This is a genomic window from Bifidobacterium ruminantium DSM 6489 (assembly GCF_000770925.1).
Lineage (GTDB): Bacteria > Actinomycetota > Actinomycetes > Actinomycetales > Bifidobacteriaceae > Bifidobacterium > Bifidobacterium ruminantium.
The window spans coordinates 63,856-90,784 of the sequence record NZ_JDTK01000013.1 but is presented as its reverse complement, the minus strand read 5'-3'; the positions used below and the strand labels follow the sequence as shown (position 1 = coordinate 90,784).

The following is a 26,929-nucleotide window of genomic DNA, read 5'->3' as shown; positions in this document are numbered from 1 at the left end:
CACCCGCGCGATGCGGATGCCGGCTGAAGTCAATCCGAGAACGATGAAATCAATTGTTCGACGCACCGCGTCGCGACACATATCCGGTCGCCCGACCGGAACCCACTTTTTCGATACGGCCTTGGGAAAGAAGATTCGCAAGCGTTCGTTCGATGGTGGTCATGCTGATGTCCGGGCATTCCTCATGAATCATGGCTTTGGTGACCTTGCCAAGCCTGCGGTCGAAGATATCCGCGACACGTTGCGACTTGGTACGGCGGTTGCCTCCGGACACGGATTCCACTCGATCGGCGAAATCGCGATACGCCGCCAGAATGATCCCCAGCATGAACCGCACGAATGGCGTCTCGTCATTGCGGTTATCATCCCAACCAGTGGAACTCTCGGCAAGAGCCTCATAATAAAGCGCCTTATTGTCTTCGATTAGACGCTCGACGCTCACGTATGCGCAGACCTGATACCCCAAACGTTCCAGAAGCAGCACCGTGAGCAGTCTGCTCATACGCCCGTTGCCGTCATTGAACGGATGAACGCAAAGAAAATCGAATACGAATCCGCATACGGTCAGCAGCGGATCGCCATCCCCATGCGCAAGTCCATCATGCAGGGCAGCGCACAGATCGTCCATGGCGGCGGGCGTGGCGATGGCGGACGTGGGCACGAATCGCGTCACGCGTCTGCCGTCCGCATCGAAACCGACTATCTCGTTATCCGTGTCCTTCCAACGGCCGCCATAGGAGAACGATGTATGCCGCATAAGATCGCGATGCAATTGCAGAATGGTGTTGGCGGTGACATCGATGTATTCATGCTGTTCATGGATCAGCGCCAGCACGTCACGGTAGCCGGCTATCTCCTGTTCGTCGCGTCCGTGGGGTTCCGTGGCGTGCAACACGATCCCCTCCAGCCTCGGACGGGTGGTGGCTATGCCTTCGATGCGGTTCGATGCGCCGACGCTTTCCACGCGTGCCACGTCAAGGAGGGAACGCAGCACCTCGGGACGAGCCGTCATCCACAATGCCTGGCGACCCTTGCACTCCCGAATCTCCAACAACAATCCGGTGATGTCCGCGGACAATAAGGCTAACGGCGTCTGCCGATAGTCAAACACATGCATCGTTTCACCTTCGCTTTCTGCATCACCATGTCTTTTTCTGCATCATTTTACTATCAAATAATGCAGAAAAACAGGTGATGATGCAATAAAGCAGGCGCAGACGTCCCTGCGCGGGCCGCCGTACAAACCCGTCACGCATGACAAAGCCGGCACCCGCGCGAGGCGGATGCCGGCTGAAGTCGATGATGGCTGGTGGCCGGACGCTTAATCAGTTTTAATGACTGACGGTCTCTTCCGCTTTCATATAGCGGCGATTACGGGTCTTGCCCAGAGCGACCAAATACCCCTTTTCAACCAGCCTTCCAACCTTACGTCTTACAGCACGGACATCAGAGCCACTCAATTGCGCGATTTGAGCGATCGTGATCTCATCGTGCCGAGACAACAGACGTTTGACGGCATCCTCAATACTGATAGCCGCCACATCAGCCACCTCCCCAGATTTCCGTCCAACCTTGTTCTCATGTTCGGCATCACGCTCACGGACAGGCACGAATGCCGTGAACACCAAACCATCATGGAATCTTGGCTCGCCTCCGGAATACAGCTTCGTATATTTCATGAGATTCCTCACGCCACTGCCCAATTCCTCAGCCAAACCAATCTGCATAAACACGTCAGCAATCAACGGATTCTTAGGCACAGGAGTGAAGTTATCCAAATCGATCTCACCTTCAAAAACCGGACGGCTGGCATTGCGCGTCTCAATTCCTTCATCCGAGATGATGATTTGGGCCGGAACCGGACTGGAATATTCACGATGCACAAGGATGTTCGATACCAATTCCCTGACGATCCAATCGCGCGCGCTGACAGCCGTGCCATTCTCCGCATGGAAACTATCCGGCAACGATTTACGCATGAATGCTGAAAGCTGCTCATACGCATCAATCAGATTGGTACGGACTATCAGCCGATCATCATATCGATCCAAATCATCACGTCTGACAACGGCATCGGTTTTATAAGCGGGAAGCAAATCGGCAATCACCTCATCCTTCCCCAGCAAAAGTCCGGCGGCCAATGTCAATCCCTCAGTCTTGCTGCCATAGTCCCGCGCATACAGGCGAGCGCTACGCAACAAAGTCCGATCATCCATCCCGCCCCATGGATGATCAGGGGTTTTACTTTCCGCCATTGCGCGGATTCTGGCTATCAAATTTGAATCAAGATCCTCAAACGACAATCCTGGATAGATGTGCTGTTCCGTGAAAATGTTCTGTTTGCGAATATACATCTGGGTGATCTGCATCTCACCGTCGATTCGTCTGTCAGCATCCGCAACACGATCCCATATCTGCCCTTTATAGCGGAATACGGATGAAGTCGGCGGCACCCATATACGAATCACGGTCTTCCCGTCATATTGGAAACGTTCCGTTTCTACAAACAGCGTCGGGGAGAACGATTGCGGCTGTCCGGTCACATTGGCGATATTGCGCTCGATGCTCAAGGCTGATTTCTCGGGAACCCCCAATACCGTGCCATCATCCTTCACACCAAGGAAGATGGCGCCTCCAGCATGATTGGCGAACGAGCAAATAGTCTCATAAGTGTCATGCTCAGGATTGCCTCCGCATCGTTTGAATTCCACCGTCGAGCTTTCACCTGCACGGAGAATGTCCTCAAAATCTGCGATATCCATTGATTCACCTCATTACAGGAGTCCTCGACCCGTCGATTCGACCGCGATTCGACCGCGATTCGACCTCTTGATTCATATTTAACCATATTCGGAATCTATCCCCACCCTGATGCGAAAAAAGCAACGGAGACAAGAGCTCTAACGCGACCTGCACGATTCTCAGCAAATGCACCGTGCAGGTCGCCGCACAAGCCGCCACATATGACAAAGCCGGCACCCGCGCGATGCGGATGCCGGCTGAAGTCGATGATGGCCATCGGCCAGCGACCAGCGTCGGCCAATGCCAGTCAAAGCAATCGACCGAAGCGATTAGTCGAAATCGGCGCCGAGGGCTTCCAGCTTGCCGCGGAAGTCGGCGTAGCCGCGGTCGATCAGGGAGATGCCCTGCACATTGGACGGACCCTTGGCAGCCAACGCCGCGATCAGGTGGCTGAAGCCGCCGCGCAAATCCGGCACGTCGATGTCGCGGCCGGTGAGCGGGGTCGGTCCGAAGATGACCGCGGAATGCTTGTAGTTGCGCTGCTGGAAACGGCACGGCAGGGAGCCGAGGCATTCGCGATACAGCTGGATGGTGGCTCCCATCTGCACCAGCGGCTTGGTGAAGCCGAAACGGTTCTCATACACGGTCTCATGCACGATGGAAAGGCCATTGGCCTGGGTCAGCGCCACGACGAGCGGCTGCTGCCAGTCGGTCATAAAGCCCGGATGCACGTCGGTCTCGATGGCCACCGGCTTCAGGTCGCCACCCGGATGCCAGAAGCGGATGCCCTTGTCGGTGATGTCGAATTCGCCGCCGATCTTGCGGAACACGTTCAGGAAGGTCAGCATCTCCGGCTGGGTCGCGCCCTTGACGAAGATGTCGCCATGGGTGGCGAGCGCCGCGGATGCCCAGGATGCCGCCTCGATACGGTCGGTCAGCGACGTGTGCGTATAGCCCTTGAGCTCCTTGACGCCTTCGATGCGGAACGTGCGGTCCACGTCCACGGAGATGAGCGCACCCATCTTCTGCAGCACGTTCACCAGATCCATGATTTCGGGTTCGATGGCAGCGCCGGACAGCTCGGTTTTACCTTCGGCGAGTACGGCGGCGAGCAGCGTCTGCTCGGTGGCACCCACGGACGGGTACGGCAGGTGAATCTTCGCGCCGTGCAGTCCGTTCGGTGCGGTGATATGGATGCCGTCCTTATGCTCCTTGTCCACATTCGCGCCGAGCTTGCGCAGGGTCTCAAGATGGAAATCGATCGGACGACCGCCGATATTGCAACCGCCGAGCGCCGGAATGAACGCCTCGCCCAGACGGTGCAGCAGCGGGCCGGAGAACAGAATCGGAATGCGGGACGATCCGGACAGCGTATCCACGTCGGCCACGTCGGCAAGCTGCACATGGGTGGCGTCAATCGTCACCACGCCGTTCTTGCCGTCCACATTCACGTCCACGCCGTGCAGGCGCAGCAAATCGGACACCACATGGACATCGCGGATTTCCGGCACATTCTTCAAGACGGACTTACCGGGCGCGAGCAGGGCGGCGACCATGGCCTTGCTTACGAAATTCTTGGCTCCGCGAACCTTGATCGTGCCATGGAGCGGCTTGCCGCCCTCAACATGGAGCATATCGTCTTTCTCTTCGACCACGTCGACCTCTTTCGATTCCCTTGCCCGGACGCGTCTGTCGCCCCGATGGGCGGCCGACGCTGACACACTACTGGTTGGTATCACCATGGTGCCACACCGCATGTGCATAAGCGGTGAACATGCTACCAGCCGAATCGTACGTGAAAAGCGGTTTTCCGCCAATCGCCACAGAACAACGACAACACCGTCCATGACACGCTTGCGAGATGCCGGTTGTCAGCCTTCCTGCGGACATAGAATGTCTCGTTGAAGCACGCTATCGGGCGGTGCTTCGGAGGGATTTGGAATGATCAAGCATGTGGAGGAGCATCACATGAGCAATTCCGGCGGCGCGGGAGAGCGCCAATATTCGAATATCACGCGTGGCGTCTTTTCCAGGGGACGTTCGCTGACCAAGCTGATCGCCGCAATCCTCGCAGGCACAATGCTGGTGCCGTTGTCCGCGTGCGGCGGGTCCGACAGCGATACATCGGCGTTGTCAAGCGATTCCGCGTCGGAGAGCGCGACTCCGTCCGAATCCGCCTCTCCGAGCGAAACGTCCGAATCCAGCGCAAGCCCGTCAGACGACGCATCCGCGCAATCCGACGCAAATTCAGGATCGTCCAACGCGTCCGGCGCCGCCGTCGACATGCTGGCAACCCTGCCGGTTAAAGGGCGCGCACCCAAGACCGGATACGCGCGCACCCAATTCGGTGCCGCCTGGTCGGACGTCGATCACAACGGCTGCGACACGCGCAACGACATCCTCAAACGCGATATGACGAACGTGACCTTCAAATCTGGCACGCATGATTGCGTGGTCAAGACCGGCACGCTCAACGACCCGTACACCGGGAAAACCATCAATTTCGTGCGCGGACAGCATACGTCAACCGCCGTGCAGATCGACCATGTCGTCGCGTTGTCCGACGCGTGGCAAAAGGGCGCGCAGCAGCTCAACGCTGACCAGCGGCTGCAACTGGCGAATGACCCATACAATCTGCTCGCGGTGGACGGGCCAGCAAACCAGCAGAAATCCGATTCCGACGCGGCGTCCTGGCTGCCGTCGAACAAGTCGTTCCGCTGCCAGTATGTCGCACGGCAGATCGGCGTGAAACACAAGTACGCACTGTGGGTGACGCAGGCTGAGAAAGACGCGATGACCAACGTATTGTCCGGCTGCCCAGGGCAGACCGTGCCCGATGTCGGCGGTGTGGCCGCCTCTGCGCAAGCAGACAGCCAGCCTGTGCAGGCGCCCGCACCGGCACAGACACAAGCCGCACCCGCACCGGCACCAGCACCGGCACAGGCTGCACCGGCTCCAGCGCCAGCGCAGCAATCCGGCGGGGATGTCTACTACCAGAACTGCTCGGCCGTCCGCGCTGCGGGCAAGGCTCCGCTGTATCAGGGGCAACCGGGGTATTCCAGGAAACTCGACCGCGATGGCGACGGCGTAGCCTGCGAGTGATTGCTGGTCGGGATCGACTGCGCGGTCGGTTTTGGGATGCCACCCGAATCGGTCGTTCTGAATCAGCCGCGCAAATCGTCTCACCAGCGCCGCACATCGCCACGACCAATCACGCCAATCCATATACTGGGAGCAAATACGGGTGCCGAAAGGCAAATGACGGGAGTTTGCAAGCATGACCAACGAGCAATTCGAGCCGTTCTACGACGTCAATCTCACGTATGACGACAATTACCGGCGTGGGCCGTTCGGCCAGTTCGCGCAGGCGCTGGCGGGTGAGGCTTCGGTACTGAAAGGCGAGGCTGCAGCATCCAACAGCGGCACGATGGATTCCGCGGCGACTTCCGAATCGGCTCCGACAACCGATGAAACCGCTGCGACACACGCAACCCCCACAGAACCCGCAACCGTGCTCGGTTTCCCCGTGAATCTGCCGTTCGGCATTCCCGCCGGCCCGCTGCTCAACTCACGGTTCACGACCGCCGCCTTCCGTATGGGATTCGATTTGGCCGTGTACAAAACCGTGCGGTCGCGCGCATGGGGCTGCAATCCTTTCCCGAACGTGCTGGCCGTGCACCCCAAGGCGGCAGACGGATCGCTCACCCCCGGCAGCCCCGAACTCGATGAAGGCGTGCTCGCGGACACCCGATATGATTTGCCGATTTCCATTTCCAATTCCTTCGGCGTGCCGTCGCGCGATCCTGATGTATGGCAGCCGGATATGCGTGACGCCATCGCCGCCGCCGGCCCCGGACAGCTGTTGGTGCCGAGTTTCCAAGGCTCACGCGTCGCCGGCATGAGCACCGACGAGTACATCGCCGACCACGTGGCCACTGCACGGCTCGTATGCGAAACCGGCGCACAGCTCATGGAAATGAACACGAGCTGCCCGAACGAAGGCCATAACCGGCTGCTGTGCCACGACCCGCATCTGGTCGGCCGCATCACCGAAGCAGTCAAGAACGAGATCGGCGACCGGCCGCTCATCGTCAAACTCGCCTATTTCCCCTCGGATATCGAGCTCGAGACCATGGTGCGCGAAACCGTCGGACATGGCACGGCACAAGGTTTCTCCACTATCAACACGATTTCCGCGAAACTCGTGGACGCTTCCGGCAATCAGGCGCTTCCCGGCGAGGGTCGCGACCGCAGCGGTGTGTGCGGGAACGCGATCCGTGGGGCTGGACTGGACATGGTCCGCCGCCTGTCGGCGATCCTCGAGCGCCTCGGGCTTGATTTCGCGATCATCGGCGTCGGCGGGGTCATCGAGCCGGAACATTACCTCGCGTACCGAAAGGCGGGTGCAGATGCGGTGATGAGCGCGACCGGCGCCATGTGGGATGCGACGCTCGCCCGGCGAATCAAGGCCGCCGTCAACGAGTGAAGCAGCTCATCAGGGTGCGGCAAATCCACATGGGCATGCCCGCCACACCTGCCTTCTGCTTCTGCCGACGCTGACGGGGCATTCAGCGCCGGCAGAAGCAGGGCACCATCAGCATTCGGGACGACGCTGGTCCCAGAAGGTCTGCACGTCGCGCTTGTCGGCGATGGTGAATTCGATGATCTGCTCGAGCACCTTCCACGCGTCGCTACGCCCATACGGGATTTGGAAGGTTTTCTTGCCGCGTTTGAGATGCTGCTGCTCGATCAGCGGCATGGCATGCTCGAATGCGCGCGGTTCGGAGCCGACGGTCACATGATTGGTCAGCGCGGTGAACCCGATGATGAATGTGCCATGGTCCATGAACATCGGTTGGTTCCATTTGACTTCGCAGACCAGCTGCGGCCATGTGGCATGCACCCAGTCGAGCAATTCCTTGAATTCGGCGCGATGCCGCCCGTCGGCAATCGAGTCAAGATATTCCTCGACGTTCGCGAATTTCGCCATGTGCTGCTCCAATCCGATCGGGATGCGTTCCGGCTTCGCCCGGCCGCACTGTTCCCGTAAGCGTACCGTATCGGACACGGCGAATCGCCAGCCGGCGGCATCGTCTTCCCCGCTCCCCCACGGTTCGCCGCCCATTCGACGGCGAACGCGCGTTGCAGCCCTATCTGCTGGTTCCTGTACCGCGCCGTTTGCAGGACACGGCAGATAACAAGCCACATGGCACAACATGAAGCAACCGGAAGACCAAATCGTTGTTCCTGCAACCCGCCGAAAACAGGAACCCCAAGATACACACCCATCCGCGACCAGCCGCGAGCGACCGACCGCACCCTCCCAAGATACCCACCCAACACCGGACCGCCGTCAACGACAAGCCCCCACAACCGGCAGATACGACCGCGTCCACGGGCTCCTGCAAACGCATCAGCCGAACCGCAGACACCCCCGCAAATACTGCTCTATCTCGCGATCCCCGTATCGCGCCGTTGGTAGGACACGGCAGATAACAAGCCACATGGCACAACATGAAGCAACCAGAGAGCCAAACCCGAAAAAACTACCTGACAAAACCTCAACTCCCTATTGAACATAAACAGGTCGAGGATTTCCTAGAGGCGGGTTTCGTCTACTTCATCGGAGTCGGGTTCTTCCGAGGCTGCTTCTTTCGAGTCGACTTCTGTTGAAGCTGCTTCTTCTGAACGCTTGCCTTAGGAGCCTGACTCTTGGGAGCTTGATTCTTCGGAGACGACTTCTTCTGAGGCTGAACAGCCGGCTTCTTGGGGGTCGGCTTCTTGGGGGTCGCCCTGGTCTCGCCGTCCACCTTGACTTCATCGATCGCCTTGGTCCCGTCGGCCGCCGCAGCCGCCTCGGCCGGCTCGGAATCGTCCGGCACCGCGGCATTCTTCGAAGCGTGGCTGAGGGCGATGGCGGGGCGCGTCATGGCGGCGACGATATCATCGTGTTCCTGCGCCGCGGCGGAACCCGCGCCAACGCCGCCCGCAACACCCACGCCCACAGCAACACCGTCACCAGCACCACCGCGCGCAGGACCCACGACCGCATCAAGCAGCGCATTGATTGACTTGATCTTCCCCGCGTTCGCCGGGGTCAGCACATCGAGCACCGACATGCACGCCGGCACCTTGTTGTTGTTCGCGCGGCAGAAATCCGCCACCTGCTGCTTCGTCGGCGTCTGCTTGTTATTCCACTTGCGCTGCCAGGCGTCGATTTCGGCCTTCGAGAAATTGTCGCCTTCGCTCATCGCCTTCCACACGAATCCCGGCGCGAGCCCCTTGACGTATTCCTCCTCGAGGTCGCATTGGCTTACATACACATGCTTTGAAGACAGCTGCTGCACGGGCACATTGAGTTTCTTCGCCATGTTCTCGACCGCGTCCTTGTCAATCAGACGGAAGATGGGCACGTCGAATCCTTCCGGCCCGAACAGTTTGTCGAACGGAATCATCTTGTCCACGCCGTCAGTCTGCACCAGTGAGACCCCGAGTCGGTCGAGGTCGCGCCCCGTAAGCTCCGCCACGCGCTGTACAAGAAGCCGGTCGGTGATGCCCTCCACGAGGATGAGCTTGGTGGCGGTGAGCGGCTCGAGCCGGTCGTGCATCCACAGCTTCATGCGCACGCACGCGTCGGAGTCGAGCGCGCCGGGTTTGAGCTGACGCGCCTCGCCGTTCTTCATGGCCACGATGCAATCGGGGTCGAAGGCGCTGACGATATCGGCCGAATGAGTGGAGACAATGCACTGCGTGTCGTTCGCGGCGAGCATCTTCGCGAGGCTGCGCTGCGAGCTGGGATGCAGGTGCAGCTCCGGCTCGTCAATGGCGAGAATGCCGGCGCCACGCATGGCGAGCACGAACTGCGCGATGGAGCCCATCACCTCGGAGCGCTCGGAATGCATGTCCCCCGTGTTGACGCGCAGGTCGACGCCTTCCATCGGGTTCGAGGGGTTCTCAGGCAGGCCGGCGTACGCGAAGCTCACGTCCTCGGGGCGCACAGTGCGCGGCGAGATCTGCGACAGCTTCTGCGCAATCTGCTCGCGCAGAAGGCGCAGCTCCGGCGACTGGTGCAGCGCATTGTCGACGGACCTATACGATGCCGCGATCTTGCGCGCGCTTTTGCCCAGGTCCACGCTCGACACGGCGGTGTTGAGGTACGAATCGCCCGGCATGCTCAGCCCGTGCAGTCGCCGCAGCTGCATGTACACCTTCTCCTCGGGCGACGGCGCCGCGTATATGGGCCGGCGCTGGGAGCTCGCGAATCGCCAGCGCAGTGCGCTCAGCTCGGCGTCGCGCAGCGGACGTTCCCCGAGTATGCCGCGCGCATTGCGTTCCCGCACGAAGCGCGCGGCCGTGACGCCGCCGCGTCCGTCCCCGGTGACGCCGCCGCGTCCGTCCCCGGTGACGAACAGGCGCATCGAGACGCCCCCGTCCACCACGGCGTCACCAAAAACGTCGGCTTCCGTCGGCGTGAGTCCGTCGAGACGGCAGCGCACGATGAACGGCGCCGACTTGTCGCGCAGGTCGTCGGGGCTCAGGCGCAGCGCGAGTTCCTCGGGCGCCGCGCCAAGCAGGAGGTCGAGGCATCGCATAACCGACGATTTTCCCGAGTCGTTGGGCCCGACGAGCACGAGGTGGCGGCGCACCTCGATGTCGATGTCATGCATGAGCCGGCTATGGTTCTTGATGGATAGGTGGGAGAGCTTCATCACATTCCTTGTCTTGTGCGGACGATCTGCGCTTCCCTCCAATATAGACACCTCCAGCGTCTTCACACGGAAAGCGGGGTCCCGGCGAGCACCACCGGAACCCTATTCGTCGGGCTGGCGGGATTTGAAGAATTTATTGCAGTCTCGGGGTTTTCCAGCATTGGCTTGGTTCTACGAGTACTTTTACGAGTACTCGGCGGCTACAGTCGGTCCGTGAGTAGTACCGGGTTCGAGCCCGCGACGTGCTGATGTCGGGCTAGGGTGGCGTACTGAGGTGCCATGCATGGCTTGGTGGTGGGCGCTTGAGGGCCTAGGCGGCTGCCGCGCAGGAACGGCTTCAGCCGGGCCGTAGCGGCATGATGACATGGCACTCAGTGCCCGTGCCAGCCTTTGTGATGGCGACTCGGAAGTGATGGCCGAGCCGTGACGTCGAGAGGTCATGCGTTGCGGGTCGAGGACTTGGTGCTATCACCGCAAGGTTGGGAAGGCGGCGCCCGGAGGGCGGCGCGTGGCTGCTCAGCCAGCCACTTTCTTCCCCAACCTTGCGTGCAGACAGAGAAAAAGCCTTAGAAACGTTGAGACTACGCCCATTAGCCAGCACGCAAAGTAGATTGAGCTGCGTGCAGGTTTTGCGAGAATGCATCAACCTACATAGAATCGCCGATTTAACGTTGCGTGCAGGCTATCCCGATTACATGCGACGTTGCGTGCTGAGTCAGTTAGTCAGGACTCCGTGGAAGGCGACGACCCTGAGATGAGAGACTATTGGGATGGTGTGTTGTTTCCCTCCGTTCATAGGGCCTGCCAACAGAGTGGATGGCCGACCGCGGAGCGTCGGCGGTGTCAGTGTGATGGTCTTATCATTAGAGCGTTTTCTGGAGTCCAACGAGATTATTACGGCGAGGCTTAATGTAGATTCATTCGGTTTCGTCGTAGTCGATTCTTACGAGTACTTTTACGAGTACCTTTTTGGCCTATAAAGAAAGGGCCAAACCGTTGGAAAATCAACGATTTGACCCTATAAGTCGGGCTGGCGGGATTCGAACCCGCGACATCCTGCTCCCAAAGCAGGCGCGCTACCAAGCTGCGCTACAGCCCGATGCGCGAACGCGCCGCGCACCCTCCCCAAGATACCCACCCAACACCGGACCGCCGTCAGCAACAGGCCCTCGTCACCCGCAGATACGACCGCATCTGTCAGATGTTGCAACCCGCCGAGTACACCATTGCCGAGATGCGCCCGCAACCGCGGCTTCCCGCCACACACGTATCAGCCAACAACGCAAAAGGCCGCGGAACCCATGTGGATCCCGCGGCCAACAGCCTATGCTGCACCCCCTCGGAGACTAATCCCGGCTACCGATCGGCTAGCGGACCTTGCCAATCAGGGTATTCACCCTCACGGGCGGATTCAATCGGCTGCTCCGGTTCGCGCTTGACCGGCAGGGTCTTCGGCTTGAACGGGAACTTCTCGGCGCGCATCTTCTCATAGGCGATGATGTCGTCCTCATGCTGCAGCGTCAGGTCGATATCGTCATAGCCGTTCATCAGACGCCAACGGGTGTAGTCGTTCACTTCGAACGGCAACGTCACATCGCCGCAGGTGACGGTGCGATCCTCCAGACTGACGGTCATCTCGCGGCCCGGCTCTTCGTCGAGCAGCTTCCACAGCAGTTCGACGGACTCCTGCGGCATGATCGCGGCCAGCACGCCGTTCTTGGCGGTGTTGCCGTAGAAGATGTCGGCGAAACGGGAGGAGATCACCACGCGGAAGCCATAATCATGCAACGCCCACACGGCATGCTCACGGGAGGAGCCGATGCCGAAATCCGGTCCGGCAACTAGGATCTTGCCATGCTGGTATTCCGGCTTGTTCAGCACGAATTCCGGATCGCGGCGCCATGCGTAGAACAGCGCGTCGTCGAAACCGGTTTTCTTCACGCGCTTCAGGAACACGGCCGGGATGATCTGGTCGGTATCGACATTGGAACGGCGGAGCGGCACGGCCACGCCGGTGAGTGTAGTCAGTTTTTCCATTTCAACAAATCCTTCGATTACTTACGATTGCCTACGATTGCAAGCTGTTCAGCCAAGCTCACAGATCCGCCGGCGAGCAGATGGTTCCGCGGATGGCGGTGGCGGCGGCGACGGCCGGCGACGCCAGATGCGTGCGCGAGCCCTTGCCCTGACGGCCTTCGAAGTTACGGTTCGAGGTGGAGATGGAGCGTTCGCGGGCCACCATCTTGTCCGGGTTCATGCCCAGGCACATGGAGCAGCCAGCGTTGCGCCATTCGGCGCCGAAGTCCTTGAAGATCTTGTCAAGGCCTTCCTTCTCCGCCTGCAGACGCACGCGGGAAGAGGCCGGCACCACGAGCACGCGATGGATGTTGTCGGCCTTGTGATGGCCCTTCATGATGGATGCGGCCACGCGCAGGTCCTCGAGGCGTCCGTTGGTGCAGGAGCCGATGAACACGGTGTCCACGGCGATGTCCTTGATGCGCATGCCCGGCTTGAGGCCCATGTAGGCGATGGCACGCTCGGCGGCGGAACGCTCGGTCTCGTCGTTGAAGGAGGCCGGATCTGGCACCACGCCGGAGATCTTCACGCCCTGGCCGGGGTTGGTGCCCCAGGTGACGTACGGTTCGAGGTCGGCTGCGTTGATGGTCACTTCCTTGTCGAACACGGCGTCGTCATCGGTCTTCAGCGTCTTCCAATATTCGACGGCCTTGTCCCACATCTCGCCTTCCGGTGCATGCGGACGGCCCTTCAGGTATTCGAAGGTCACCTCGTCCGGCGCGATCATGCCAGCGCGCGCACCGGCTTCGATCGACATGTTGCAGATGGTCATGCGGGCATCCATCGACAGCTTCTTGATGGCTTCGCCGCGGTATTCGATGACATGGCCCTGGCCTCCGCCGGTGCCGATCTTCGCGATGATGGCGAGGATGATGTCCTTGGCGGTGACGCCCTTCGGCAGCTCACCCTCGATGTTCACGGCCATGGTCTTGAACGGCTTGAGGCTCAGGGTCTGCGTAGCCATGACATGCTCAACCTCGGAGGTTCCGATGCCGATGGCCATCGCGCCGAACGCGCCGTGGGTGGAGGTGTGCGAATCGCCGCACACGATGGTCATGCCCGGCTGGGTCAGGCCCAGCACCGGAGCGAACGCGTGCACCACGCCCTGGTCAGCATCGCCGAGCGGGCACAGACGAACGCCGAAGTCCTTGCAGTTCTTTTCCAGCGTGCTCAGCTGCAGCGCCGAAGTCTCGTCCGGATTCGGACGGTCGATGTCGACGGTCGGCGTGTTGTGGTCTTCCGTGGCGATGAGCTGGTCGACGTGACGCGGCTTGCGCCCTGCCAGACGCAGGCCTTCGAACGCCTGCGGGCTGGTCACCTCATGCATGAGCATCAGGTCGATGTACAGCAAGTCGGGAGCTCCATCGCTGCCCTTGCGTACCAGATGATCGGCCCAGACCTTCTCGGCCAATGTCGTTCCCATTGTGGGACCTCCTCGGTTTTCCTCACTAATTTCCTTGCGGCTATTGCGTCACCGCGTTACTCGTGCTATAAGCCTATGGTCTCGAAACGGGTTCGAGCTCCCGGATGCCGGTATATGAGATATGAAAACGGGGAGGATGCGGCGGCCGGACGCGCTCCGCCGGAGCTTAACCCGACACCAACCGTAAAAACGTTGGAATTTCAGCATTTTCCCAGCTTCGATCGCCATCGCAAAAAGAGTAAGATATCCGCTTTACCCCACTCGCGAACCACATACATTTTGCATTTCAATATGTGAGATGGCATAATTCGACGTATGACTTCTTCGAACCCGAGCAAAGCTATGCCCCCGTCGCAGGCCGAGAACGCTGCGCACGAGGCGGATGGCACATATACGGCACCCCCTCAAAGCAATGAAATCCATTCCGGGGTCGGCGTGCTCGACAAGACAGTCAAAATCCTCGACGCCCTTGAATCCGGTCCGGCCACGCTCGGACAGCTGGTTTCCACGACCGGGCTCGCACGTCCGACGGCGCACCGTCTTGCGATCGCGCTGGAACGGCATCGCTTCGTACTGCGCGACCAGCATGGCCGCTTCGTGCTCGGCTCGCGATTCGCGGAGCTTGCGGCCGCGGCAGGCGAGGACCGTCTGCTCACCGCGGCGGCGCCTATTCTGCAAACCCTGCTCGATCGCACCGGCGAATCCGCGCAGATCTACCGCCGTCAGGGCGACCAGCGCGTCTGCATCGCAGCCGTGGAACGCGCCTCCGGCCTGCGCGATTCCATTCCGGTCGGCGCGATGCTGTCCATGGAAGCGGGCTCCGCGGCGCAGATCCTGCTGGCATGGGAGGATTCCGAACGACTTCATCAGGGACTGCGCCACGCCAAGTTCTCCGCGGCCAAGCTCACCGCCGTCCGCAAGCGCGGTTGGGCCGAGTCGGTCAACGAACGCGACGAAGGCGTGTGCTCGATTTCCGCGCCGATCCGCAATGCCTCCGGCCAGGTGATCGCCGCCATTTCGATTTCCGGTCCGAACGGCCGCATGGGCGCCAATCCAGGCCGCCGCTACGCGCCGCTGGTCATGGCCGCCGGCAAGTATCTCACCGACGCGCTGATCAAGGCCTCCTCCGGACGCTGACGGTTCCACAGCGATCCGCCGATTCGCTTATATACCGTTCTTATTTCGACACGAAAATGCCGATTCGCCATCTTCGACGAATCGGCATTTTGCGTAAGTACCGGACATGCCAACGCAGACGGACTGGCACAGACTATCGGCGAACCAACGCGGCCAATCTGCCCAGCACCTTGCCCCACCATGTCGGACGATGCAGCAGATCCATGCCTTCCGCGTCGGGCTTCGATTCGCTCGTCATGCCGTACGCGTACGGCCTTCCGGCGCTCGGCTTGCCTACCAATTCTCCGTATTCCAGCAATTGCGTGCGCGGCTCGTACGGATGCCGGATATCGAATTCGAAAAGCCGTGCAGCGCGTTTCTCCGGCACCGGGCCATACGAGCCGAAGCCGCTGGTCGGCGAGGCGACCATCATGATCCGCCTGTCCTCGTCCTCGCCATCCCCGGCCACGATCGAGCCGACGAAGGCGTTGCGATGGTCATGTCCCGCGGAAATCGCGAAATATCCCGATTTGCCGAGAATCGCGAATTCTCCGCTATCGGCGTCCGGACAGCTGACGCCCTCCCCCAGATAGCTGCCGGGCTGCGTCTTGTCCTCGTCAAGCACGAAATGACGGCCGGCGAAATCGCGGTATCCCTCAATGGCGCGCGCCGCGGTGGCCGCGACCGGCTTGAGCAGCTGGTAATACTGCGCGACCGGGAAATGCTGGAAGACCATGCACAGCAGCTTTCCCGCACCGTCGCGCCCTTCCTGTGGCCGTGCGGCCCACATCCGCTCCGGCACGTCGGCGAGGAAGCGCAGCGCGGCCGCGGAGGGGCTTCCATAACCGCCGGAACGGGCGTAATCGCCGGAATCCAGCAATACCAAGCCCAGCACGTCGTGCGTGCGATCGACGTCCGAAACCGGCAATGCGAACGTGCCGGGCGCGCACGCATACGCCGGCTGATCCGGCAACATCGCTTCCCGCCCGTCGCGCGTTCCGGCATCCGCCGTCTCCTCCCGCGCGGGATTGAGGCATCCCGGGAATTCACGGCAGATGCCTTCGATCTCGGCATTGTCAAGTCCGCACTGGAAATCGTGGTTGCCGAACGTCACAGCCCACGGAATGCCATGTTCGGCAAGCGGCTGCACAAGCCGTCCGATGGTCTGCCGCACCAATCCACGGGTGCGCTCCAAAGCGGCCGCATAGCGCTCCTCCGATGCCTTGGAAGCATCGCCGGCCGGGCGTGCGCTCCAGCGGCGTTTACGTGTGGTCTGCGCGTACGCGGGGTCATATCCGGCGATCTGGTTGCCGCTGAAGATGACGAGGTCGGGACGTGTGGCGTCGACCGACGCTTCGATGAGTTTGACGGTGTCCTTGCTGACGTCCGGCCCGTCCTGGATGTCGGCGAATTGCAGCACGCGGAATTTGCCGGATTGATGGAATTGCAGCCGACCGAGACGCGCGGAGACGGAAAGCGGACGATCATCCCCCTCCTCCGCTGGTTGGATGCGCGGGCGCGTGGCTTTGTCAGCATGCTGCATTTCGGTCATAGTTCTAGGGTAATGCACTTTGGCCGGCACATTCCGATTTTGGATGGCGGCTTTTGCGATTCGGGAAAAGGATTGCCGTGGAAGGAATTTCCAAGGCAACAAAAAACCCTCGCAACTGCGAGGGCTCATTGGCTGGGATGCCTGGACTCGAACCAAGAATGGCTGAACCAGAATCAGCTGTGTTGCCAATTACACCACATCCCAATTTGGCAGGCGTGGCAACTTCGAAAAGTTGTCCGTCGTACCCCCGACCGGATTTGAACCGGTGTTGGCGCCGTGAGAGGGCGTAGTCCTAGACCGCTAGACGACGGGGGCTTGAGTTATCATTGTGATTCTCAGCAGTGCCGTGAACCGCAACGAGTGATAAATATACGCGAAACCAAAGCACTATGCAAATCACGGCGTGTCGCACCATTTTCCGCCGTTTTGCGAATATGCGGAAAGCATGCGAGAACATGCAAAGGCATGCAAAAAGCCGCTCCCTGCGCAGAGGAGCGGCTTCGAATCAACGCACGCTTGCGGACGTCACATCATCACAGGTGCTCGCGCAGACCACGCAGACGAGCCATGGAAACGTCCTTGCCGACGATCTCCATGGATTCGAACAGCGGCGGGCTCACGCGGCGGCCGCTCATGGCCACACGCACCGGGCCGAAGGCCAGACGCGGCTTGTAGCCGCCTTCCTCAACCAACGTCTTGTTCAGCGTCTCATGCAGGTTGTCGGTCTTCCAATCGGCCTCGGCAACGCCGTCAAGGGCGGCGATGGCCTTGTCCAGCACCTCGGGAGCGGAATCCTTGAGCTGCTTCTTGGCGTCGGCGTCAGGCTCGATGTAGCCCTCGGCGGACAGCAGGGAGCCGACCATGCCGGCGACCTCGCCCAGCAGACGCACGCGCGGCTGCACGAGCGGGGCGGCGGCGGTGAGGACCTCGCGCTCACGGTCGGTCAGGGCGTCCCAGGAATCGGCGGACACCACGCCGTCACGCTTGAGGTACGGCACGGAACGGTTCAGGAAGTCCTGCGGGTCGAGCATGCGGATGTGCTCGGCGTTGATGGAGATGGCCTTGTCGATGTCGAAACGAGCCGGGTTGGCCTTGACATCACGCACGTCGAACTTCTCGATCATCTCGTCCATGGAGAACACGTCGCGGTCGGGGGCGATGGACCAGCCCAGCAGCGCCAGGTAGTTCAGCAGGCCCTCGCGGATGAAGCCGTGGTCGCGGTGCAGGAACAGGTTGGATTCCGGATCGCGCTTGGAAAGCTTCTTGTTGCCCTGACCCATCACGTACGGCATGTGGCCGAACAGCGGCATTTCCTTGGCCACGCCCAGCTTGATGAGGTAGCGGTACAGCACGATCTGGCGCGGGGTGGAGCTCAGCAGATCCTCGCCACGCAGCACCACGTTGATGCGCATCATGGCGTCGTCGACCGGGTTGGTCAGCGTGTACAGCGGGTCGCCGTTCGGACGGACGATCACGTAGTCCGGCACGGAACCGGCCTTGAATTCGATGCGACCACGGATGAGGTCATCGAAAGCGATGTCTTCGTCAGGCATGCGGATACGCAGGGCGGGCTTGCGGCCTTCCGCACGGAAGGCGGCCTTCTGCTCCTCGGTCAAGTTGCGGTCGTAGCCGTCGTAGCCGAAAGCCTTCGGACGACCGGCGGCCACGTTGCGGGCCTCGATCTCCTCAGGAGTGGAGAAGGATTCGTACGCGTAGCCGGCTTCGAGCAGCTTGGCCGCGACGTCCTTGTAGATGTCGCCGCGCTCGGACTGACGGTACGGGCCGTCCGGGCCGCCGACGTTGATGCCCTCATCCCAGTCGATGCCGAGCCAGTTCAGGGCTTCGATGATCTGGTTGTAGCTTTCCTCGGAGTCGCGCTGGGCGTCCGTATCTTCGATGCGGAACACAAACGTGCCCTTGGTGTGGCGGGCCTCAGCCCAGTTGAATAGTGCGGTGCGGACCATGCCGACGTGCGGGATGCCGGTCGGCGACGGGCAGAAACGCACGCGGACGTTTTCGGGAAGTTCCGGTTTGGTATTTTCAGCTTCAGTCATAGGCTCCATTGTGCCGCGCAAACCGGACGTGACGCCTTTCGACCGCCATTTTTCTCCGATGGCGTTCCACAGTGCAATATTTCCCCTATCTCCATGCCATCAAGGGAGTACAGTGGGAAATGATTTTTTCTCAAATCACCAATTTTGCGAAAGGGCGCTCAATGACGGACCCCAACCAATACAACCCACAGTCGCCACAGCCGGCGGCGCAGTACAACCAGCCGGACTACGGCCAGCAGGCACCGCAATACGGAACCCCCGATTACGGCCAGGTGCCGCAATACGACGCTCCGGCATACGGACAACCGCAGTACGGACAGGCTCCGCAGTACGGACAAGATCCGCAGTACGCGGCCGCCAATTACGGACAGCCGGCACCGGCACCGCAGCCCGGCGGCGGCTTCTTCGATCTGACCGCACCGCTTGACATGCCGGCCTACGGCTGCAAGATGGGCGAGGCGATCGTCCGCTTCTTCAAGAAGTACGCGGTGTTCAAGGGACGCGCGTCCCGCAGCGAATTCTGGTGGTGGTTCCTCGCCAACTGCATCATCGGCTTCCTTATCGGCTGCTTCTTCAGGCTGCTGGGAATGGTCATCGATTCCGACGCCATCTCCACCATCGACGATCTGGTCAGCGGCCTCTGGTCGCTTGCCATCCTCGTGCCGACCATCGCGCTCAGCGTGCGCCGCCTGCATGACATCAATCTACGCGGAACCATGCTGGCCATCATCTACGGAATCGAGTTCATCTCGCTGATTCTCCTTGCCGGCGGCATAGCTCTTATCTGCGGAGGCATGGTAAGCGTCCTGAGCGGCGACAAGAACAACCTGTCCGCCATCGGCGTCATCATGCTCGCCGTCGGCGTTCTGGCAATGCTGGGCTCGGTCATCTTCTACATCGTCCTGATGGCCAAGAAGAGCAACCCCGAGGGCGCTCGGTTCGACAATCCGAATGCCGCCGCCCTTCCGTATCCCAACGGCGCTGCGACCACCAACGATCCTTATGCCGCGCAGCAGCAGTACGCGGCGCAGTACAACGTAGGCCAGCAGTACGGCGACGCACCGCAATATGATGCGCCCCAGCAGTATGCCGCGCCCGCCGCGCAGCAGCCGGCAATGCCGACGGCTCCGGCAGCCGACCCGTACGCGGCGCAGGCCACCCAGTACGACGCCACACCGCAGCAATACGCCGCGACAGAGGCGCCGACGGCACCGGCAGTGCAGCAGCCGACGATGCCGCCCATGCCAGCCGTGCCGACCGTTCCGGCCATGCCGCCGATGCCGGCCATGCCGCAGGCGCCCGCCCAGTCCCAGGACGCGTATTGGAACGCACCGGCCGATGCGAGCACTCCGGTGGAGCCGAACACTCCGGTGGAGCCGAACACTCCAGTCGATCCGAACGCCCCGACGTACGGTGATGCCCAACAGCACTGACTCGGAACGAGCATGACGCGCATATAAACGCCGAATCCCGGCTCTGCCAATCGCAGGAGCCGGGATTCGTCATATATGAATCGAAATATGGGACGAAAAACGGAGGACGCCTATTCGCGCGGCTCCGAATCCGCGCCGTCGGCCGTGCCGGAATCCGAATCGGCCGAATCGGACGAATCATCCTTCGTCAGATTGAATTTCTTGGCGAGCGCCTCCTTGCTCCTGCGCTCATCCTCGTCCTTGGCCTCCTGTTCGGCCTTCTTCGGATCCCACCGCAGATACGAGGCGTGCTCAGCCCATTCCTGCCCGGCGAACATGGCGAGATACCGTACCGTGGCGACGAAGGTCTGCGGACAGAAGGAATTGGCGAACACCGGCTTACAATCGCCGAACCGCCGCGCGGAATCACGCAGGTCGATCAGATAGCCCAGCTGCTCCGCCGTGACGAATGTGTGCGGAACGGCCAACTGCTCACGCAGACCGTTGATATACAGCAGCACCGGCAACGCGCGGATGGCCTGCTCCTGCTGATCCTCAACGTCGTAGCACATGAGGTTCAGCAAGGCGTCGCCGACAGTCACCGAAGCCAGATACCGCCGTGCGAGCACATCGCGATCCACCGTGACGGACTTGCACAGCCCGACCTCCTCCACCACATCGTCGTCGATTTCAAAACCGGAGGTGTCACGCATCGTGCGCGCCACGCTAGCCATCACTCCGCGAATCCCCCGTTCGATGCGGTCCTCCACATCGATGCCAAGCGTTCTGGCGGCTTCCAGGAACAGGTCGGCACCGTTGACACCACGGTAGGTCGACAGCACATCATAGGCCTGATTGGCGTTCATCAAAGCATGCATGACGTCCCGATCACAACCGGGAATCACGTCCATGCCTTCGTACGCAGCCTCCGCGACGGATTGTTCGATTTGTTCGGAACGCTTCAGCAGCGTCTGCGCCATCATGCAGGAGAAGCGCACTTGCAGATCTTCCGCGTAACGCGCGTCGTTCTCCAATTCCTGCGCCGTCTGCAGCGGCCACATTTTGACCAGATCGATACCTAGATCGATGGCGGTAGCGACCACTTGCGAGTTGAGCATCGAAGTGACCGTCTCCTGATCAATAACGAAAGGCATGCATCCTCCTTGTATGTCCGATGTCGTATGTCCGATGTCGTATACCTGATCGGACGGTCGGCTTCGACCATCGCCGGTCGCCGTCGACTGTCCGTTCCTTATGCCCACCTTACTCGACGCCCGCCACGGGGTCTACATATGTGATGGACAGCACTTCCTTGGTATCGCAATCGTACGTGATGGAGGTGATGGATGCGAGCGCGGTGTGGCGCAGCAGCATGTTGTGTTCGGGGTGACCGGTTTCCAGCATATGGCGGTAGCTCCAAATGGGTGATTCGTGGCTGACCACCACGATCTGCTTGCCCGAGTATTCGTCGACTTTCTCCAACGCGAAGTCCTGCATGCGGCGCGCGATCGATTGGTAGCTTTCGCCCCAGCTTGGCTTCCACAGGTTGCGCACCAGTTTCCAGTTGCCGTTCTTCCACAGCGCGCCTTCGCCGAAGCCGATGCGTTTGCCGCGGAATTCGTTGCGTGCCTCGATCAGGCGCTCGTCCGTCTTGAGTTCCAGCGGCCGCTCGTCGCGCAGGCCGCGCACCGAGTTGAGCGATTCGAGGATTTCTCCGGCGGTTTCGCGCGTGCGTTCCAGCGGTGACGAATAGACGGCGGACACGGTGTTCAGCTGCGGGCTGACGGCGATGTAGTGCGCGGTGGCCTGCGCCATGCGGACACCCAATTCCGACAGGTGAAAGCCCGGCAGGCGCTCGTACAACAGGTGTCCGGGATTCTCCACCTTGCCGTGGCGTACGAAATGGATGGTTGTCGCCGGCATCTTGGCCGCCTTTCCTATGGCGGGCCGGTCCGTTTCGCCGGTGTCCCGGCTGCTCCGCGGTTCGGTCAGCCGCCGGCCCTCTGTTCTTGCATACCTACGTAATCCTACGTAGACCATCCAACCGAATCGAATATCGTTTCCCATGCCGACGTGCCGCGTGTCACGACGGTATCTGCGCATAGAGTTTTCCTTGGTCCACAAAGACGCATAAACAACACGCAACCCCCATACTTTCCCCTGCTCGGCATGCCAGCTGCGTCAATCGATTGACGCATTGCGATCGCCAGGCGGGAAGGCTATGCGCGGAAGCGGTTCACCAACATTATTTCCAGGGGTAAGCATCATCAGCCCACGGCGACGCAAAGCCGTGGACGCGGCAAACAAAACCGTGAGCAGAAAGGAGCGGCGGAGCATGTCCAATACTGTCCTCGCCAGCGTCAAGGACGCCGGCCAACGTCTTTTCGGAGGGTACGCGGAGCTTCTGCGCATACCACACACCGCGCGCTTCTCCATCGGCTCGGTGATCGCCTGCATGCCGTTCCCGATGGTCGGCATGACGATCACGATTTCCGTGCAGCATTACTACGGCAACTATTCGCTGGCGGGCGCGATGACGGCCGTGCAGGCGATCGCGCTGGCCGTGGCGAGCCCGGTGTTCGGCAAGCTGGTCGACAAATTCGGTCAACGGCAGGTGTCGATTCCCACAATCATCGTGTGGATGGTGGCGGCGATCGCGCTGGTCTCCTGCATCACCGCACGCGTGCCGTCGTGGATCCTGTTCTGCATAGTGCCGTTCATGGCCGCGATTCCGCCGTGGGGCGCGATGAGCCGTCAACGTTGGACCACATTGCTCAAGGGCGATGCGGAGAAGACGAACCGTGCGCTGTCGCTGTCCGGCGTATTCGACGAGTGCATGTGGGTTATCGGCAATCCGCCGGCGTCCACATTAGCCGTGATCTCCGGACTGCTGGCGTTCTCGTTCACCGGCATGTGCGTGGTGATCGGCGCGCTGATGTTCCTGACGGAGCTTACGACCGAGCCGAAATCGCAGACCCAGCTGGCCCGCGAGGCGGGCATGACCCGCAAGGAGTACCGCGAGCGCGAGGCCGCCCGGTCCAAGGCGCTGCAGGCCGAGGCCGCGGTGGAGTACGCGCGCGACAAGGCGCGTGCGGAAGGCAAGACGGCCGCTGAGGTGAAGGCCGCGATGCAGAAAGCCGAAGCGGATATAAAAGCCGGTCGCAAGGAATCGATTTGGGGGCCAGGCCTGATCGCCGTGTGCGTGACGTGGTTCGGCTTGGGGGCATTCCAGTCGGCCGCCAGCATTTCGATTGTTGCATTCGCCACGGAAGCGCATATGAAGCAGTACACCGGTTTCGTGTTCTCCTGTTTCTCGCTCAGCTCGCTGATTGGCGCACTTGTGTACGGCGCGAAGAATTGGAAGATTCCGCTGTGGAAACGTTTCTACTTCTGCCTTGCGGTGGTGAATCTGGGCATCGGCTCATTCATGTTCGCTAAGCATCTATGGGTGATCATGATCATCTACCTGTGCATCGGTGTTTGCCAGTCGCCGACGTGGGTGAACGGCAACCAGCTGATGCTGCATTTGGTCCCGCCCACACGATTTACAGAAGGCATGGCTTGGATGGGCGCGATGAATTCGATCGGCGGTTCGGTGGGCTCCGCGATCGCGGGACAGTTCATCGACCGCATGGGCTCGCAGGGCGGCTTCATCGTGGTGACGGCGTTGGCATTGACTTCGCTGGCAATCGCCATGCTCGGCTTCAAGCAGATCAAGGAATCCACGGAGCAACCGATGCTCACCAGCGTGAGCGTGTGACGGAGCATGTGCCGGATGCCGACGGGTAACCGGCAGGCACGGCAGACAATCCGCATAACGAAAAGCGCGTCCGAATCGCAATGGATTCGGACGCGCTTTTCGTTACCCCGTTATTTGGGAGTTACTTCGGCCAGCCCTTGGGCGTATGTTCCAGCGACCACACGCCGAGCTTGTGCGAGAAGCTGTTCTCCCACTTGGCCTCCAGCTCTTCGGGAGTCAGGCGGTTCTCCTGCTTCTTCAAGCGGTTCATCGCATTGGTGTGCGTATCGTCCAGCAGCCACTTGCGGGTCAGGAAGTTCCACACCATCACCACGGCGGTGGCGATGAGCTTGCCCACGTTGGTGCGGATCAGGTATTCGGTGCTCTGCGACACGTAGGCATCGTGGTTCATGCCGTACGTGGAGATCCAGATGATGGCGTCGTTCATGAACAGGCCGATCACCGCGCCGACCACGAAGATGACGATCTCCATCCAACGCGCCATATCGTCGCGATGCTTGAACACGACCTTCATGCTGGCCACGTAGTTGAAGATCAGGGAGATGATAAAGGAGATGGTGGCGGCGAGCACATTATGCATGTGGAACAGGCCGACCAGAAGATTCAGGATGCCCCAGTCGATGATGAAGGCGATCACGCCCACAATGCCGAATTTCATCAGCTGTTCAATCAGTTTTTTCACACAGAATATTAAACACGCGCACGCAGACCACCTAGACTTGGGTGACGAAGGACATTATTTTCCAACGATTGCAAGGAGCAGCAATGCCAGTCATTCACACGCATGTTTCCGTTTCCACCACCCCTGAGCAGCGCGAGGCGCTGAAGGCCGCCTACGGCAAGGCCATCACCGCAGTCCCCGGCAAGTCCGAAGGCTGGCTGATGTGCCCGTTCGAAGACAATATGCCGATCTACTTCGGCGGCGACGACTCCAAGCCGGCAGCCTATGTGGAGGTGAACGTGTTCGGCCGTTCCGTGCCGGGTTCCGCCTGGGAGAAGCTGACCGAGCAGATCATGGCCGCGCTGAACAAGGAACTCGGCATTCCGAAGGACCGCACGTACATCCGCTACACCGCCACCACCGACTGGGGATGGAATGGTGGGAACTTCTGACGAAGTTCCACCGGCAGCCGCCAATTCGGCTATTGATGGCAGATTGATGTCTCTCTCGTAGGACAGTTCGCCTACTTATGGCAGCCAAAACCAGATAGGCCGAGTATGGGCCTTGGAATTCCAGGTCTCATACTTGGCCTATCGCCGTTTCAGTGCCACAAACAAGCCACTTAGCTGTTTTTGGAAAGCGTCAATCAACGCTCATGGCGCAATCTCGGCTTCTTCGCATTGCCGCCACCCACCTGATCAACCGAGATCCGTCAAATAACCGTCAAATAAAAAATCGTTGGAAAATGGCCGTTTTGCGCGACTCGACCACCATTTTCCGGGTTACTCGTCAAATAAACGCGGGCATCAGCCGACGTGCGCAAAGAAAAGGCCGCCGGCCCGAATGGAACCAGCGGCCTGAAGCTCGCAAAAGCCAGGATCAGACGATCTTCGGCATCGGAGTGGTCAGGGATGTGGTGAGGTTCACGTGCACCAGACCGGCGCCGGCATGCACCTCCACCTTCTTCAGGGTGACGGTGCGTTCGTTTTCCGGAGCACGGTCGTTGTCGGTCATGGTGGCCGGGGACTTCACCGCCACCAGAGCGAGCGAGCCGAAATCGACGCCCGCGCTGGCGCACAGACCCTCGGCGGCCTGCAACGACTCGGCGAAACCGTCCTTCAGAATCACACGGTCGGCCGGAACGCCATACGCATGCTCGGCCACCCAACGCACGTTCTCCACCAGAGCCATGCCCTTGTGGCTGTGCGGTTCGGCCGGCATGGAACCGTTCATCACGGCATCGGCGAACGCGTCGAGCTGCGGGGCGAGCGCGTCGCCGCCGTCGCGATACAGGTTGCCGATGATCGGATCGCGGAACTCCAGTTCCTTGGCCGTGGCCTTGAGCGCCGGAATCTGATCGTCCTCGCCATCCCACAGATTGATGAGCGGGAAGGTGGGGATGTCAAGACCTTCGAGACGCTGCACATGGAACGGGTAGCGCCAGGCCAGATCCGGATCGTCGCGCCACGTGGAGGCGCGGGTCACGACGATGGCCGCGGACGGCCACTGGGCGCCGTATTCACGGCAGGCGATGTCCAGCCACTTCTGCGCGCCGGCGTCGGTGCCGTAACCGGCTTCGACGATGACCACATCGTGCAGCGCGCAGGCCATCTCCACGGAGACCAGCGTCGGGATGCCGATGGACACGTTGGCGAACGGGCCGCCATGCACGTACACCGGGGAGCCATTCACCGTCTCGGTCTTGGCCGGCTTGACGGCGTCGCCCAAGATGCCGGTGATGCGCCACAGGTCGATGAACTCGCCGAAGGTCACGGCCTTGCCGTCCTTCGTGCCGGCGATCATCTTGGACACGCGGTCGGAGATCTCTTCCATGGAACGGGACAGCACGACGATCTGCATGAGCTCACAGGTCGGGGTGAGCACCACGCGTTCGGGCACATCGCCCTTGCCGCGGTCCACCGCGATCTGGCGCAGGGAGCGGGACGGCACTTCGGAGACGCGCGGCACGAGGATGGTGTCGAGCTTGCCTTCGTCCACGGCCTTCTCCGCGAAGGAGACCAGCAGGTTCTGGGCCGCCTCGATGGCGCCCATCTCGCCGCACAGACCCCAGTCGATCAGCTCCGGGTGGGTCAGGGAGGCCTTGCCGCCACCGGAGGCGCCGCCCTTGGAACCGGCTGCGGTGATGCCCATGCTCGGCTGGCGAAGCACGGCGGCCGCGTCGATGCCACGTTCGCGCAACGCGTCGATCAGCGCGATCGTGGTGGTGGTCTTGCCTTCGCCGCGGGACGCCTTCAGCGGGGTGTCGGCGGTGACGAGAACGACCTTGCCATGCTTGCGCGGCGCATCAGGATTCTTCTTCAGGTAATCGAGATAGCCGAACGCATCAATCTTCTGCACCAGGCCGTACTGGCTGGTGAAATCCTCAATGCTGGTCACTGGGCTCCTTTCTTGGGAAAGCATTCC

General features: G+C 60.8%; 19 protein-coding genes and 3 tRNA genes. 6 read left to right on the top strand and 16 right to left on the bottom strand.

Annotated elements, in window-relative coordinates:
• Positions 1 to 49: 49 nt before the first annotated feature.
• The 3 genes from OU26_RS06395 to murA form a co-directional block, all read right to left on the bottom strand.
• Complete coding sequence (locus tag OU26_RS06395) at positions 50 to 1,117, bottom strand: Fic family protein (protein WP_026647012.1); 1,068 nt, start codon at positions 1,115 to 1,117, stop codon at positions 50 to 52.
• A 214-nt stretch (positions 1,118 to 1,331) separates the two neighbouring features.
• Positions 1,332 to 2,762, bottom strand: coding sequence for an RNA-binding domain-containing protein (locus OU26_RS06390; RefSeq protein WP_026647013.1), 1,431 nt, complete (start codon positions 2,760 to 2,762; stop codon positions 1,332 to 1,334).
• Between the two features lie 309 nt (positions 2,763 to 3,071).
• The gene (murA, locus tag OU26_RS06385) at positions 3,072 to 4,397 is read right to left on the bottom strand and encodes a UDP-N-acetylglucosamine 1-carboxyvinyltransferase (protein ID WP_026647014.1); all 1,326 of its coding nucleotides are present in this window, start codon (positions 4,395 to 4,397) and stop codon (positions 3,072 to 3,074) included.
• A 313-nt stretch (positions 4,398 to 4,710) separates the two neighbouring features.
• Between murA and OU26_RS06380 the strand changes: the two genes are divergently transcribed.
• Both OU26_RS06380 and OU26_RS06375 read left to right on the top strand, forming a co-directional pair.
• Positions 4,711 to 5,844, top strand: a complete 1,134-nt coding sequence (locus tag OU26_RS06380; RefSeq protein ID WP_420312511.1) for a GmrSD restriction endonuclease domain-containing protein — start codon at positions 4,711 to 4,713, stop codon at positions 5,842 to 5,844.
• A 175-nt stretch (positions 5,845 to 6,019) separates the two neighbouring features.
• The gene (locus tag OU26_RS06375) at positions 6,020 to 7,228 is read left to right on the top strand and encodes a beta/alpha barrel domain-containing protein (protein WP_026647016.1); all 1,209 of its coding nucleotides are present in this window, start codon (positions 6,020 to 6,022) and stop codon (positions 7,226 to 7,228) included.
• Positions 7,229 to 7,336: 108 nt separating this feature from the next.
• On the opposite strand, the gene OU26_RS10210 is transcribed toward OU26_RS06375, so the two are convergent.
• The 5 genes from OU26_RS10210 to leuC all read right to left on the bottom strand — a co-directional run bounded on the left by OU26_RS10210 (position 7,337) and on the right by leuC (position 13,950).
• On the bottom strand, positions 7,337 to 7,732 hold the full coding sequence (locus OU26_RS10210) for an iron chaperone (protein WP_026647017.1): 396 nt from the start codon (positions 7,730 to 7,732) through the stop codon (positions 7,337 to 7,339).
• A gap of 625 nt (positions 7,733 to 8,357) precedes the next feature.
• Positions 8,358 to 10,451 (bottom strand): ATP-dependent nuclease, encoded by a 2,094-nt coding sequence (locus tag OU26_RS06365; RefSeq protein WP_051916210.1) that lies wholly within the window; start codon positions 10,449 to 10,451, stop codon positions 8,358 to 8,360.
• Positions 10,452 to 11,476: 1,025 nt separating this feature from the next.
• A tRNA-Pro gene (locus tag OU26_RS06355) sits at positions 11,477 to 11,550 on the bottom strand.
• A gap of 257 nt (positions 11,551 to 11,807) precedes the next feature.
• A complete protein-coding gene (gene leuD, locus OU26_RS06350; protein ID WP_026647252.1) occupies positions 11,808 to 12,488 on the bottom strand; it encodes a 3-isopropylmalate dehydratase small subunit in 681 nt (226 codons plus the stop codon).
• Positions 12,489 to 12,546: 58 nt separating this feature from the next.
• Complete coding sequence (gene leuC, locus OU26_RS06345) at positions 12,547 to 13,950, bottom strand: 3-isopropylmalate dehydratase large subunit (protein WP_026647251.1); 1,404 nt, start codon at positions 13,948 to 13,950, stop codon at positions 12,547 to 12,549.
• Positions 13,951 to 14,265: 315 nt separating this feature from the next.
• Here leuC and OU26_RS06340 point away from each other — a divergent pair, with 315 nt between their 5' ends.
• Positions 14,266 to 15,087 carry an IclR family transcriptional regulator gene (locus tag OU26_RS06340; RefSeq protein ID WP_026647250.1) on the top strand — a complete coding sequence of 274 codons (822 nt, stop codon included), beginning with the start codon at positions 14,266 to 14,268 and terminating at the stop codon, positions 15,085 to 15,087.
• Positions 15,088 to 15,220: 133 nt separating this feature from the next.
• Here OU26_RS06340 and OU26_RS06335 read toward each other — a convergent pair whose 3' ends face one another.
• The 4 genes from OU26_RS06335 to gltX form a co-directional block, all read right to left on the bottom strand.
• Positions 15,221 to 16,618, bottom strand: a complete 1,398-nt coding sequence (locus tag OU26_RS06335; protein WP_026647249.1) for a metallophosphoesterase — start codon at positions 16,616 to 16,618, stop codon at positions 15,221 to 15,223.
• Between the two features lie 129 nt (positions 16,619 to 16,747).
• Positions 16,748 to 16,822: transfer RNA gene (locus tag OU26_RS06330), tRNA-Gln, on the bottom strand.
• A 38-nt stretch (positions 16,823 to 16,860) separates the two neighbouring features.
• A tRNA-Glu gene (locus tag OU26_RS06325) sits at positions 16,861 to 16,933 on the bottom strand.
• A 218-nt stretch (positions 16,934 to 17,151) separates the two neighbouring features.
• Positions 17,152 to 18,672: a glutamate--tRNA ligase gene (gene gltX, locus OU26_RS06320; protein WP_033498984.1), complete on the bottom strand. Its 1,521-nt coding sequence runs from the start codon at positions 18,670 to 18,672 to the stop codon at positions 17,152 to 17,154.
• A gap of 161 nt (positions 18,673 to 18,833) precedes the next feature.
• Here gltX and OU26_RS06315 point away from each other — a divergent pair, with 161 nt between their 5' ends.
• A complete protein-coding gene (locus OU26_RS06315) occupies positions 18,834 to 20,105 on the top strand; it encodes a DUF805 domain-containing protein (RefSeq protein WP_051592932.1) in 1,272 nt (423 codons plus the stop codon).
• A 110-nt stretch (positions 20,106 to 20,215) separates the two neighbouring features.
• Here the strand turns inward: OU26_RS06315 and OU26_RS06310 are convergent, their stop codons facing one another.
• Both OU26_RS06310 and OU26_RS06305 read right to left on the bottom strand, forming a co-directional pair.
• Positions 20,216 to 21,238, bottom strand: coding sequence for a hypothetical protein (locus tag OU26_RS06310; protein WP_026646562.1), 1,023 nt, complete (start codon positions 21,236 to 21,238; stop codon positions 20,216 to 20,218).
• Positions 21,239 to 21,347: 109 nt separating this feature from the next.
• Entirely contained in the window at positions 21,348 to 22,007 is a 660-nt protein-coding gene (locus OU26_RS06305; protein WP_026646563.1) for a histidine phosphatase family protein, read from the bottom strand.
• Positions 22,008 to 22,419: 412 nt separating this feature from the next.
• On the opposite strand from OU26_RS06305, the gene OU26_RS06300 reads away from it, so the two are divergent.
• Positions 22,420 to 23,844, top strand: a complete 1,425-nt coding sequence (locus OU26_RS06300) for an MFS transporter (RefSeq protein ID WP_026646564.1) — start codon at positions 22,420 to 22,422, stop codon at positions 23,842 to 23,844.
• Positions 23,845 to 23,965: 121 nt separating this feature from the next.
• Here the strand turns inward: OU26_RS06300 and OU26_RS06295 are convergent, their stop codons facing one another.
• Positions 23,966 to 24,502 (bottom strand): GtrA family protein, encoded by a 537-nt coding sequence (locus OU26_RS06295; protein ID WP_026646565.1) that lies wholly within the window; start codon positions 24,500 to 24,502, stop codon positions 23,966 to 23,968.
• A 107-nt stretch (positions 24,503 to 24,609) separates the two neighbouring features.
• Here OU26_RS06295 and OU26_RS06290 point away from each other — a divergent pair, with 107 nt between their 5' ends.
• On the top strand, positions 24,610 to 24,957 hold the full coding sequence (locus tag OU26_RS06290; RefSeq protein ID WP_026646566.1) for a phenylpyruvate tautomerase MIF-related protein: 348 nt from the start codon (positions 24,610 to 24,612) through the stop codon (positions 24,955 to 24,957).
• A 427-nt stretch (positions 24,958 to 25,384) separates the two neighbouring features.
• On the opposite strand, the gene OU26_RS06285 is transcribed toward OU26_RS06290, so the two are convergent.
• Positions 25,385 to 26,902 carry a formate--tetrahydrofolate ligase gene (locus OU26_RS06285; protein WP_026646567.1) on the bottom strand — a complete coding sequence of 506 codons (1,518 nt, stop codon included), beginning with the start codon at positions 26,900 to 26,902 and terminating at the stop codon, positions 25,385 to 25,387.
• Between the last annotated feature and the right edge of the window lie 27 nt (positions 26,903 to 26,929).

Bases quoted from the DNA above. Each gene is read 5' to 3' on its own strand.
- OU26_RS06310 (WP_026646562.1), bottom strand. From the start codon at position 21,238: ATGCCTTTCGTTATTGATCAGGAGACGGTCACTTCGATGCTCAACTCG.
- OU26_RS06395 (WP_026647012.1), bottom strand. From the start codon at position 1,117: ATGCATGTGTTTGACTATCGGCAGACGCCGTTAGCCTTATTGTCCGCG.
- OU26_RS06365 (WP_051916210.1), bottom strand. From the start codon at position 10,451: ATGAAGCTCTCCCACCTATCCATCAAGAACCATAGCCGGCTCATGCAT.
- OU26_RS06315 (WP_051592932.1), top strand. From the start codon at position 18,834: ATGACGGACCCCAACCAATACAACCCACAGTCGCCACAGCCGGCGGCG.
- OU26_RS06290 (WP_026646566.1), top strand. From the start codon at position 24,610: ATGCCAGTCATTCACACGCATGTTTCCGTTTCCACCACCCCTGAGCAG.
- gltX (WP_033498984.1), bottom strand. From the start codon at position 18,672: ATGACTGAAGCTGAAAATACCAAACCGGAACTTCCCGAAAACGTCCGC.
- OU26_RS06390 (WP_026647013.1), bottom strand. From the start codon at position 2,762: ATGGATATCGCAGATTTTGAGGACATTCTCCGTGCAGGTGAAAGCTCG.
- OU26_RS10210 (WP_026647017.1), bottom strand. From the start codon at position 7,732: ATGGCGAAATTCGCGAACGTCGAGGAATATCTTGACTCGATTGCCGAC.
- OU26_RS06340 (WP_026647250.1), top strand. From the start codon at position 14,266: ATGACTTCTTCGAACCCGAGCAAAGCTATGCCCCCGTCGCAGGCCGAG.
- leuC (WP_026647251.1), bottom strand. From the start codon at position 13,950: ATGGGAACGACATTGGCCGAGAAGGTCTGGGCCGATCATCTGGTACGC.
- OU26_RS06375 (WP_026647016.1), top strand. From the start codon at position 6,020: ATGACCAACGAGCAATTCGAGCCGTTCTACGACGTCAATCTCACGTAT.
- OU26_RS06335 (WP_026647249.1), bottom strand. From the start codon at position 16,618: ATGACCGAAATGCAGCATGCTGACAAAGCCACGCGCCCGCGCATCCAA.
- OU26_RS06300 (WP_026646564.1), top strand. From the start codon at position 22,420: ATGTCCAATACTGTCCTCGCCAGCGTCAAGGACGCCGGCCAACGTCTT.
- OU26_RS06305 (WP_026646563.1), bottom strand. From the start codon at position 22,007: ATGCCGGCGACAACCATCCATTTCGTACGCCACGGCAAGGTGGAGAAT.
- OU26_RS06295 (WP_026646565.1), bottom strand. From the start codon at position 24,502: ATGAAATTCGGCATTGTGGGCGTGATCGCCTTCATCATCGACTGGGGC.
- leuD (WP_026647252.1), bottom strand. From the start codon at position 12,488: ATGGAAAAACTGACTACACTCACCGGCGTGGCCGTGCCGCTCCGCCGT.
- OU26_RS06380 (WP_420312511.1), top strand. From the start codon at position 4,711: ATGAGCAATTCCGGCGGCGCGGGAGAGCGCCAATATTCGAATATCACG.